The following is a 10,327-nucleotide window of genomic DNA, read 5'->3' on the forward strand; positions in this document are numbered from 1 at the left end:
CTTCTTTCTCAGAAAAATCTCCTTTTAATTCATTCTGCTTCTCCTTTTGTTTGAGTATTTTTAAAATATTGCTGGAACTTCTAGTTGTTTAATTACTCCTGAATAATGCTTATATATTACTTCAGGAGAATTACCTACTATATCAGCAATCTGTTTAACACTAATACCTGCTTCCAAACATATTGTAATGAATGTGTGGCGACAATTATATTGGGGCAGATAATATCTAATTAACCCATCTTTAACTAATCTAGTTAATACTGGTCTCCATACCCTATTCAAAAAGTTATGGCTATTTATCTCTCTTCCATTACGATTACAAAATAGCAATTGCTCTGCTTCACCATGTCCAATATTATTTAAGAGTTCTCTTAGCTGGTCATTGATAGGGAATAATCTTGTTTGGTGAGTTTTTGTATTTTTCCTTATCCTTACATCAGAGGGTACAGCTTCAGCAAAAGTGATGTGAGTTTTACTAATATGTTTCCACTTCAACGCTACAGCTTCCTCTGGTCGGCAACCAGTAAGGAATAATAAACTAACATAACCAAAATAATGAGAGTGAGGTAATGGAGAGTATTTATGGCAATACTTATTTGTTCTAAAGGCATCAATAATAATAGCTATCTCCTCTCGATCAAAAGTGAGAATACTACTATCTTTCTTTCTAGTTTTGATACCTTTGTTTAAATCTTTAAATGGATTAATTTCTATTAATTGAGATAATACAGCCCAATTACAGCAGGCATTAAGCTGCTTTAAAGTGCGCTTAGTGGTCTCAGCAGAGTAAATACTCAACAAATGATTTCTAATCAGTACTGCCTCATTAAGGTTAGTAGTAGGGAACTTCCTAATCCTTTTCTCTATGATTGAGTAGTCACGAACCAAGGTAGATTTTTCTACCTGGCCTTTTTTGAATTCTGTATATTTCTCCCATAGACTCAGTAAGTTATAAGTTTTCTGCTTACTAGCAATATTGACTAGAGTGGTTTGAATTTTGTATTTACCCAGACTGAAATCAAAGTTGCCAGCTAAGATATCTAATTCAGCTTGGCGTACCTTTAGTTCAGCAACAACTTGGTTCTCTGGAGTGTCAGTCAAATTCAGAGATAAGTATTTCTGATTGCCATTAAATAAAGCTCTAGGAAATCTTAATCTAAGATAACCTTTAGACACTTCAATACCAACTTTCATGGTAATCCTCTGACTATTTTGGATAGTCACTGGATAGTCAAAGGAGGGTTAAAACAAAGTTTCAGCTTCCAAGACCACCAATAACAGAAAGCTGAAACCCTGATTTAGTAAACTTATTTAAGTGGCTCAGGTCGGATTTGAACCAACGACCCCAGGCTTATGAGTCCCGTGCTCTAACCAACTGAGCTACTGAGCCATTTTTTTCGGTCATTTATGAATATAACATACAAATTCCTTGATGCCTAGCCTCTTTTACAAATAGTTTTTCTGTTTTGCAAATACGAACTGAGGATTGGCTTATTTTGGGGGTAGGGGAAAAGAGGCTTTTGGGATTTTGCCAAAGATGCAGCAATCACAACTGATTATCCGTAGATGATGTAAGACATCAAGTGATTGTTAAACAAAGTTTAAGGGTGTAATACTATTTCACAAAATACTTGATCAACTAAAACACATCTAATTTGCAGATGAAAATTTTCTTAATATCTTGTAGGGTGGGCATCTTGCCCGCCCTCTTTGATTGCGACTTCAATATCAATTACTGAGAGAGTTTATCAGGCGGTAGTGAAAGCGATCGCTTTTTCTTCAACCAAATTCCTAATAATCCTGCAACCACTATTCCTCCAATAGTTGATGATTCAGGTACAGGTTTGACACTCACATTATCTAAATACAAAAATGCATATCTATCCACATTGCCAAATTTTAACTCTGTGGATGATGAATCTGCTGTGAAATTGAATTTATATTGAGTGTATGGTTGGAAAGATATGTTTTTTTCATCAAAAATCTTATTTCCACCTATAAATGCTTGGAACTGATTATCAAGATCGGGAGCTTCAGCTATGGATGCTAGATAGTAACTCAGTTCGTATTGCTGACCAGGTTGTGTAGAAAGTGTCTGTGATATGTAGCTCAGGTCTACAAACCCACCAAGTGATAAACCCTGATTACCACTTTGAGGAAAATTACTAATTCTAGTTCCTGATGTATTGATGGGATCGCCAATTTTATTCCATCCTGTGATATTCGGATTTGTAGTATTGGGATCGTTAGGATCTACAAGGGGGTCGAGTTCAAATCCTCCATTAAAAACAATATCTCTGGGATCTAAAACATAGTTGGGATCGTATTGTGCTTGTGCTGCTGGAATGTAAGTACCAGTGATTACAGCAGTGCTAGCTAAGGTAGTGGTAGCACTAAAAACAATAATTGAGAGTTTTTTACTTAAGTTCATCAAACTTGACTCCAAATAATTCCAAATTTCTGCAATTTTATTTGCGTAAAGGGTTAATTAATGCTGGCTCTAAACAAGGCATTATCAAAACTCTAGAGCCAGACATCATAGCAATTTACAATTTTCAATTCATGGACGATAAAAACGAGATGTTTTATTCATCTTCATCATCTATGACTTCATCCCCATAGTTTTCACCAGGATCTTCGGGCGTAGCTTTAACACTCACATCATCCAAATATAAAAAGGCATACTTGGCTTTGGAACCAAACTTGATTTCAGTAGATGTTCCTTTTGCTTTGAAATTTACCGTGTATTGGGTATAGGCTTGAAAAGAAGTATCAGTTTTCACTGAAACCTTCTTTCCACCGATAAAAACCTTAAATTTATTCTTGAGGTCAGGTGCTTCTTCTATGGATGCTAAATAGTAGGTAAGTTTGTAGTGTTGACCGCGAACTGTGGGAATGGTCTGTGATATGTAACCAATATCTGAGAATGCACCAAGTGATAAACCTTGCTTACCAGTGCTAGGAAAGTTGCTAATTCTAATACCTGATGCAGCTAATGAATCACCAGATTTAATCCATCCCGTAACGTTGGGATTTAGAGTATCAGGTTCATTAGGATTGACAAGATCGTCGTATTCAAAGCTCCCGTTAATAATTAATTCTTGTCCTTCCGCTTGTGCAGCTGATTTATAAGTATTGGTAATCACAGCAGTATGAAGGAAGGCAGTAGTCAGACTACAAACAATAATTGAGAGTTTTTGAGTAAACTTCACAAAACATGACTCCAAATAGTTCAAAATTCAAGACAACTACTACTTAACAACTACTTAATTGATTTACTTTGTAGTGATTAAGGTGCAAGAAACCCATAGTTATTTCGGAAGATATTCTGAGCAGTAGTACCACTCAAATAGTTAGAAAAACTTTGTGCAGTCGTTAAAACTGTAGTTCTGGTGAGTATACCCAGTGGGTAAACAATCGGGTCGCTCTCTGCTATCAAAGAAGTATCTGCGACTCTGACTTTGTTAGAAATGGCAGCATCAGTTTTGTAAACGATACCTGCATCAATAGTTTTATTTACACCTCCAACTACAAGAGTTTTATTTTCAACCGCAGTTAAAACGTTACGTACATTGCTAGCAAGGTAAAGTTTAGGACTGAGAGTGGTGAAAATACCCCGGCTGGTGAGAACTTGTTTGGCATAATTTCCTGCTGGGACAACTGGCGGATTACCTGTGTAGTCACCTATGGCTATACCAGTAATGTTGGCATTAGTCAAACCATTGAAGCTATTGAGAGCAGCACTACCAGCACTCACAGGAGGTGTTGTAGGGGCTATCAAAACTAGACGGTTTTTGACAATGTTTTTACGGCTACCTGCAACCAATTTACTTGGGCTTGCATTTTGTAAAACATCTATTTGGTCAGCAGCAGCAGAAATGAAAATATCCGCCGGCGCTCCTGCTTGTATTTGGCTGAGCAAAGTACCAGAGGCCCCAAATGTATAATTAATTGTGACACCGGGGTTAGCATTTTGGTACTGAGTCTTAATGCTATTGAGCGCGTTTGTTAAGCTGACAGCCGCATACACATTGAGTGTAGTTACTGAGTTTGCTGGTGATAATTTGACGAACTGCAACCCAACTACCAGCATCATACTGGCAGCTGCGGTAGCCATCCAAGCAATAAGTCTTCTTCTGTTCATAAAAGTCATAGTTTGAAATGAAACCCCATCACTGGCATAATCCATACCTGGAAACAAATAACCGCAAAGAATCGCCCAGAGCGTTTCCAAGGATGGAAATTTATCATTCTCCGGTAAGTTTACGTAAACAGAGAGTAAAAGGGATTAGGATGTAGAGATTTTACCAGTAAAGTAGGTATCTACCAAAATATTTGGTAAATTTTTCATGACATTCAACTATGACTTTGTAGTTACCTCAGATAAACACTGTGTAGGGTGTAGGGGAAACAACCTAGCTCCAAAATCAAGATACAAGTCTTTGTTTTTAAGCATAGAAGTAGAAAAAAGATATATTTACCAGATCCAATGTGAGTGAATACTGTCACTTTTGTTGAGAAAGATTTAGGTAATAAATAGACCTCTTGCAATCAATTGCTTTTTGCACTCTTGTGGGAAAAGGGATACATCTTTATTGGGGAAAGGGAAAATACCAAACCTTTCCCCCTTTCCCCTTACCCTTTTCCCAACTTCTGCAAGAAGTCTAATAGCTTAAAAAGAATAACTTTGATTTCAGTTTATCCCTTGTTAAGTTGAAGTTAAGAGGGATAAATAGATATCTAAAATTACAGCCAAGTACTTTTCAAACAACCTTTAAGTCATGATTTTTAAATCACTATATTAAGAGACTGTCAAATTTGTTGCTTATTACCTCTTGATTATGGTATTCTCTAAATTTACATAAAATTCTTGGAAATTTTATAACAGCGAATAAAATGGAACAGCAACATACTCTGCTGTGAAAGATTTATGAAAAAATATACCCTTTTAAAGAAAATTGCTACAGCTATTATCATAGGCTTAGTTTCTTTTTCCTGTGAACCCGAAGTTACCAGAAACGGCGAACAGGCAAAAGCAACCGACCAAACAAAGTCAGAATCAAATATTATCTATGGTAATTTAATTATTAAAGAACAGTCTGATTATTTAATGATTCCAGTTAATTTTACAGACCAGGATAGAAATCAGGACAATAATCTAAGTGTTTCACGTTCTTATGGAAAAAGTAGCAGTTTGTATAACATTGTATTTTATCGCAAACAAGATGGCGAAGCTCACCTTTTATTAAATAAAAAAGCCCTTATTAACTCCTTTGATTTTTTAGAAGTGAAAGCGACAAATCAAGCGGTTACAAGAATTTGGTTATATAAAATTATTGACCAAGATACAAACGGCGATAAAAAAATTAACACCGATGATGCCATTATTGGTTATATTTCTGATTTATCGGGTAAGAATCTCCAGCAAATTACCCCAAACAATACACAAGTTCTTAATTGGGTCGTTGTTCCCAGCCAAAACGCTATTTTTATCAAGATTCTTAAAGATTCCAATAATGATAAAAAATTCAGTGCAGAAGACAACACAAATTTTGTGAGAGTGAATTTAGAGCGACCAGGTATTGGAACAGAAATTATTAGCGATCGCCTAGAACAAGAAGTTAAATCATATATAGTTAAATAATTTCAACTTGAGTATATTTTTTGAGTTTTTAAACTTTTTTTAGAGACGCTTAAATTGCGTCTCTAATCAGCATTTATCACTACGAAACAGACAAAACCCAATCGCGTAAAAGTTGGTTTACTTTATCGGGTATTTCGTCGTGGGGACAATGACCCGCGGCTAGAAAATGTTCTGTAAGTTGAGGATAATATTGACGAAACTTGCGAGAACGTTCTCTAGCATTCATCCAAGGATCTGCTTCTCCCCATAGCAGCAACAAAGGACAAGTTAATTCCTTTAGTAGGGTATCGACTTTTTCACCTTGAGGCGTGCTAAAAACAGAAACAAACACATCCAATGCTCCAGGATCGTAAGCTGGACGATAAATTTCTTCTACTAATTGGTCTGTAATTGCGCTTTTGTCAAGATAAACTTTTTCTAAAGTTTGGCGAATAACCCAACGTTGTCGCACGTATTGAAATAGTAGAAATTGGGCTAAAGGTTGTTGAAATATCCATTTAACCGAGTCACCCAAGAGTTTTTGTAAAGAAGAGGGTTGTTTGGGAGGCTGAATTTGGCTTTGTAAAGCTTCAGGTTCCGGTGTAGGTTGGCTTTCGCTAAAAGGCCCGGCGCTATTGAGTAACACTAAGCCAGCCGCGCTATCAGGACGTTGTGCTGCAACACACAAGCTTGCATAACCGCCAAGAGAATTACCAGCCAAGATAGCTTTTTGGCCGATCGCTTCACTGATAAAATCGTGAAGTTGGTCGCGCCATAAGTCACCACTGTATTGTAATTTTGGTTTTGCCGATCGCCCAAATCCTAAAAGGTCGATGGCAAACACTTCAAAATCTTGACACAATCCTGTGATATTCTTGCGCCAGTGGTCAGTGGAAGCACCAAATCCATGTACTAAAAGCAAAGGCGGACGCTGGGCTTGCTTTTCTCCCGCATGTACATAGTAAACATTGTGCCCGCGCCACTGCCAATATTTACCAGGAATTGGAGTTGTAGAGGGGGCTGTAGTTGCCTGCATGATTTAAACAAATGTGAAGTAGCCTTTAATAATTGTAGAGTAGGTGGGGAGATGACGGAGACGTGGGGACGCAGGGAGGTGGAGACGCGGGGACACGGGGACACGGGGACGCGGGGAAAGAAGTCGCAAAGACGCAAATACACGGGGACACGGGTAACTTATCACAAACACTCTTTGCGTCACCGCGTCTCCCTGTCCCCGCGTCTTCTTATCAAGTCATGGGTATCATTGCCATTGCAGATGAGGTGAGAGTGCAAGCAGCAGCGACTATTAGCCGATTAAAAAAATTGGGAGTCGAGCAAATTGTCATGTTAACTGGGGATAATCAGGAAACTGCCAATAGTGTCGCCAAAGCAGTGGGAATTGACAGGGTGTATGCTCAACTTTTGCCAGAAGATAAGCTCGACGTTATTCGTCGTTTGCAGCAAAAGTATCAAACTGTGGCCATGGTGGGCGATGGTATTAATGATGCACCAGCTTTAGCACAAGCATCTGTGGGTATAGCGATGGGAGGTGCGGGTAGTGATGTGGCACTGGAAACCGCAGATATAATTTTGATGGCAGACAAATTAGAAAAAATTGCTGTGGCGATACATTTAGGTAGGCGATCGCAACTCATAGTCAAACAAAATATAGTCGTAGCGTTGGGTTTTATTGTCTTGCTTTTAGTAAGCAACTTTTTGGGAAATATTAACTTACCCATCGGCGTCATTGGTCATGAAGGTTCCACAGTTTTAGTTACCCTCAGTGGTCTGAGATTGCTGAAATGATTTCTGTTGTGGATTTGAATTAGCGAATTCTACAATTACACATTTTTCAGCAACTAAATTAAATTTGACTTTAAATTCTGGTTAAATTTTTGAGTTTTTAGAAAATTCAAAAATTTTCATGGCTACACCAAATGCCATTTTATATACTTCCAAGTCTTCATGACTTTTAATTGGTTCTTTTTCCATTCCCCCTGCCCCCTGCTCCCCTGCTGTCTTTATGATGAACAAAATCGCGTTGCTCCCAACTTGGGGTATGCACTCAGTAAAACAAGTGACAAAAACCTTTTTCATGTTTAGTTGTAGAATTTTTCCGTGATTAGCTGTTGAAAATTTGGGCAGTTCGCAGAAAATGTAAAAGTCACTTTTTTCAGGAGGTAGCATGGCTAGGGTAATGGTAGTTGGAGCCGGGGGTGTAGGAAACGTTGTTGTACACAAATGTGCTGCACAACAAGAGTTTTCAGAAATTCTTTTGGCCAGTCGGACACTGGAAAAATGCCGTAGAATTGCGGAACGCGTTCAATCACCAAAAGTTAAGGTGGTTAGCCTTGATGCAGATTATGTCAACAATACAGTGGAAGTTCTCAAAGAATTTCGCCCTGATATTCTCATAAATGTGGCACTTCCTTATCAAGATTTAGCGTTGATGGATGCATGTCTGGAGGTGGGAGTTAACTATCTCGATACCGCAAACTACGAGCCTCCAGACGAGGCAAAATTTGAATATAGTTGGCAGTGGAAATATCACGAGCCTTACAAACAGGCAGGAATTACTGCTATTCTTGGATGTGGTTTCGATCCTGGGGTGACGGGAGTCTTTAGCGCCTATGCCCTGAAGCACTATTTTGATGAGATTCACTACCTCGATATTGTTGATTGCAACGCTGGGAATCATGGGCAAGTTTTTGCGACCAATTTTAATCCAGAAATTAACATCCGAGAAATTACCCAAAATGGACGATATTATGAAAATGGCAGGTGGGTAGAAGTACCTCCTCTTTCGATTCACCGTCCAATTCCTTATCCAGAAATAGGCGAGAGAGAGTCATATCTTCTCTATCATGAGGAACTAGAATCTCTTGTGAAACATATTCCAACTCTGAAACGGGCGAGGTTTTGGATGACTTTTTCACAAAGCTATATCACCCATCTTCAAGTACTTCAAAATATTGGCATGACACGCATTGACCCAGTTGATTATGAAGGATTCAAAGTAGTTCCATTGAAATTTCTCAAATCTTTGCTTCCAGATCCTTCATCCTTAGCACAGGATTATACAGGACAGACATCCATTGGCTGCTATATTCGTGGAGTCAAGGAAGGAAAAGAGCGCAGCTACTACGTATATAACAACTGCGACCATGCTCAAGCATACCAGGAAGTTGGAGCGCAAGCGATCGCCTACACAACAGGTGTCCCTGCGGTAATTGGTGCGCTGATGGTGGTTAATGGCTTCTGGAAACAACCTGGAGTATTTAATGTCGAACAGTGCGATCCCGATCCCTTTATGAAGCTGCTTGGCCCTTTGGGACTATCATGGCATGAGGTCATCGATGGCACATCCCCGTTTGAGAAGGAGTAAGGATGACGCAAATCGACAAAGTGCCATCACCTTGTTTTGTATTAGAGCAAGCACGTCTTGAGCAAAATCTTGCTGTATTTCAACGAGTGCAGCAAGAAGCACCCATCAAAGTACTTCTTGCTCTCAAGGCCTTTTCTTTGTTTCATAGCTTTCCTCTAATACAAAACACACTCCAAGGTGCTTCAGCAAGTTCCTTGTGGGAAGTGCAGCTGGCTAAGGAAAAATTTGGCAAGGAGATTCATGTATATTCCCCTGCCTATCGTGAAGCAGATATACCTTTGATTCTCAGTTATGCTTCTCATATAACCTTTAACTCAATGAGTCAGTGGGAACGATTTTACCCGCTCATTGAAAATTCCGATTCTCAAGTATCGGTGGGACTTCGCATTAACCCCCAATACTCGCCAGTGAAAACAATGCTTTATAATCCTTGCCAGCCCAATACTCGCCTTGGAGTTTTACCGGAGTACATTGGCCATGCCCTACCAAAGAAAGTAGAAGGATTTTTATCCCATAATTTATGTGAAAGCGATTCCTATGCTTTGGAAAAAACCCTTGCAAATATAGAACGCTTTTTTGGAGAATTTTTGCCACAAATAAAGTGGTTAAATCTCGGTGGTGGGCACTTAATGACTCATCAAAGCTACGATATCGCTCATGCAATTGACGTTTTATGTGCATTTCACAATCGTCACCCACATATTGAATTGATTCTGGAACCCGGTTCGGCAATTGTCTGGGAAACTGGATTTTTGCTGGCCACTGTGCAAGATCTAATTCCCACCACCGATCTTACCCATGTGATGTTAGATGTATCATTTACTGCTCATATGCCTGATTGTCTAGAAATGCCTTATAAACCCGTGATTCAAGGAGCGCATGAACCACAGGAAAAAGACAAAGTGTATCGTATGGGTGGTTCGAGTTGTTTAGCAGGAGATTTTATTGGTGATTACGCCTTTTTGCATGAATTGGCAATTGGCGATCGCCTCATATTTGAGGATATGATGCACTATACGATGGTGAAAAGCACTATGTTTAATGGCGTGGTACATCCATCAATCGGCTTGCTCAAAAAAGATGGCACATTTGAGCTTTGGCGTCAGTTTTCTTATGAAGACTATCGCGCAAGACTTGGTTGAACACTGGCTATTTGTGCTGCTACTGAAATCATTCTCTCCAGCTGAAAATTGCAAAGAGGGGGAGACGCAAAGAGGGGGAGACGCGGGGACGCAAAGACGCGGGGACGCGGAGAATTTTTAATCGTAAGTGATTTTCCGAACTTGATATGATGTATTTGAAACCTTTCCCCTTTCCCC

At 39.1% G+C, this 10,327-nt stretch carries 9 protein-coding genes, 1 tRNA gene and 1 pseudogene; 4 read left to right on the forward strand and 7 right to left on the reverse strand.

What is annotated here, in order from left to right:
* Nucleotides 1-60 precede the first annotated feature (60 nt).
* From GNE10_RS02035 to modA, 5 genes are all read right to left on the reverse strand, one after another.
* Nucleotides 61-1,194 (reverse strand): tyrosine-type recombinase/integrase, encoded by a 1,134-nt coding sequence (locus GNE10_RS02035; protein ID WP_185563433.1) that lies wholly within the window; start codon nucleotides 1,192-1,194, stop codon nucleotides 61-63.
* A gap of 122 nt (nucleotides 1,195-1,316) precedes the next feature.
* Nucleotides 1,317-1,390: transfer RNA gene (locus GNE10_RS02040), tRNA-Met, on the reverse strand.
* A gap of 342 nt (nucleotides 1,391-1,732) precedes the next feature.
* Nucleotides 1,733-2,431 carry a PEP-CTERM sorting domain-containing protein gene (locus GNE10_RS02045; protein ID WP_185563434.1) on the reverse strand — a complete coding sequence of 233 codons (699 nt, stop codon included), beginning with the start codon at nucleotides 2,429-2,431 and terminating at the stop codon, nucleotides 1,733-1,735.
* A 154-nt stretch (nucleotides 2,432-2,585) separates the two neighbouring features.
* Nucleotides 2,586-3,212, reverse strand: a complete 627-nt coding sequence (locus GNE10_RS02050) for a DUF642 domain-containing protein (protein ID WP_185563435.1) — start codon at nucleotides 3,210-3,212, stop codon at nucleotides 2,586-2,588.
* A 77-nt stretch (nucleotides 3,213-3,289) separates the two neighbouring features.
* A complete protein-coding gene (gene modA, locus GNE10_RS02055) occupies nucleotides 3,290-4,144 on the reverse strand; it encodes a molybdate ABC transporter substrate-binding protein (protein ID WP_260446718.1) in 855 nt (284 codons plus the stop codon).
* A gap of 786 nt (nucleotides 4,145-4,930) precedes the next feature.
* Between modA and GNE10_RS02060 the strand changes: the two genes are divergently transcribed.
* Entirely contained in the window at nucleotides 4,931-5,644 is a 714-nt protein-coding gene (locus GNE10_RS02060; protein ID WP_185563437.1) for a hypothetical protein, read from the forward strand.
* A gap of 79 nt (nucleotides 5,645-5,723) precedes the next feature.
* On the opposite strand, the gene GNE10_RS02065 is transcribed toward GNE10_RS02060, so the two are convergent.
* Nucleotides 5,724-6,659: an alpha/beta fold hydrolase gene (locus tag GNE10_RS02065; RefSeq protein WP_185563438.1), complete on the reverse strand. Its 936-nt coding sequence runs from the start codon at nucleotides 6,657-6,659 to the stop codon at nucleotides 5,724-5,726.
* Between the two features lie 212 nt (nucleotides 6,660-6,871).
* Between GNE10_RS02065 and GNE10_RS02070 the strand changes: the two are divergent.
* Nucleotides 6,872-7,429, forward strand: a pseudogene (locus GNE10_RS02070) (HAD-IC family P-type ATPase); the annotation flags it as partial.
* An 81-nt stretch (nucleotides 7,430-7,510) separates the two neighbouring features.
* On the opposite strand, the gene GNE10_RS35695 reads toward GNE10_RS02070, so the two are convergent.
* On the reverse strand, nucleotides 7,511-7,810 hold the full coding sequence (locus GNE10_RS35695; RefSeq protein WP_260446719.1) for a hypothetical protein: 300 nt from the start codon (nucleotides 7,808-7,810) through the stop codon (nucleotides 7,511-7,513).
* On the opposite strand from GNE10_RS35695, the gene GNE10_RS02080 reads away from it, so the two are divergent.
* Together GNE10_RS02080 and nspC are read left to right on the forward strand one after the other, a co-directional pair.
* On the forward strand, nucleotides 7,809-9,008 hold the full coding sequence (locus GNE10_RS02080) for a saccharopine dehydrogenase family protein (protein ID WP_185563439.1): 1,200 nt from the start codon (nucleotides 7,809-7,811) through the stop codon (nucleotides 9,006-9,008). The two genes, GNE10_RS35695 and GNE10_RS02080, sit on opposite strands and share 2 nt — an antisense overlap.
* 2 nt (nucleotides 9,009-9,010) lie before the next feature.
* Nucleotides 9,011-10,150, forward strand: a complete 1,140-nt coding sequence (gene nspC / locus GNE10_RS02085; protein WP_185563440.1) for a carboxynorspermidine decarboxylase — start codon at nucleotides 9,011-9,013, stop codon at nucleotides 10,148-10,150.
* The last annotated feature ends 177 nt before the right edge of the window (nucleotides 10,151-10,327 follow it).

The sequence above is a fragment of the Nostoc sp. 2RC genome (genome assembly GCF_014222165.1).
GTDB lineage: Bacteria > Cyanobacteriota > Cyanobacteriia > Cyanobacteriales > Nostocaceae > Nostoc > Nostoc linckia.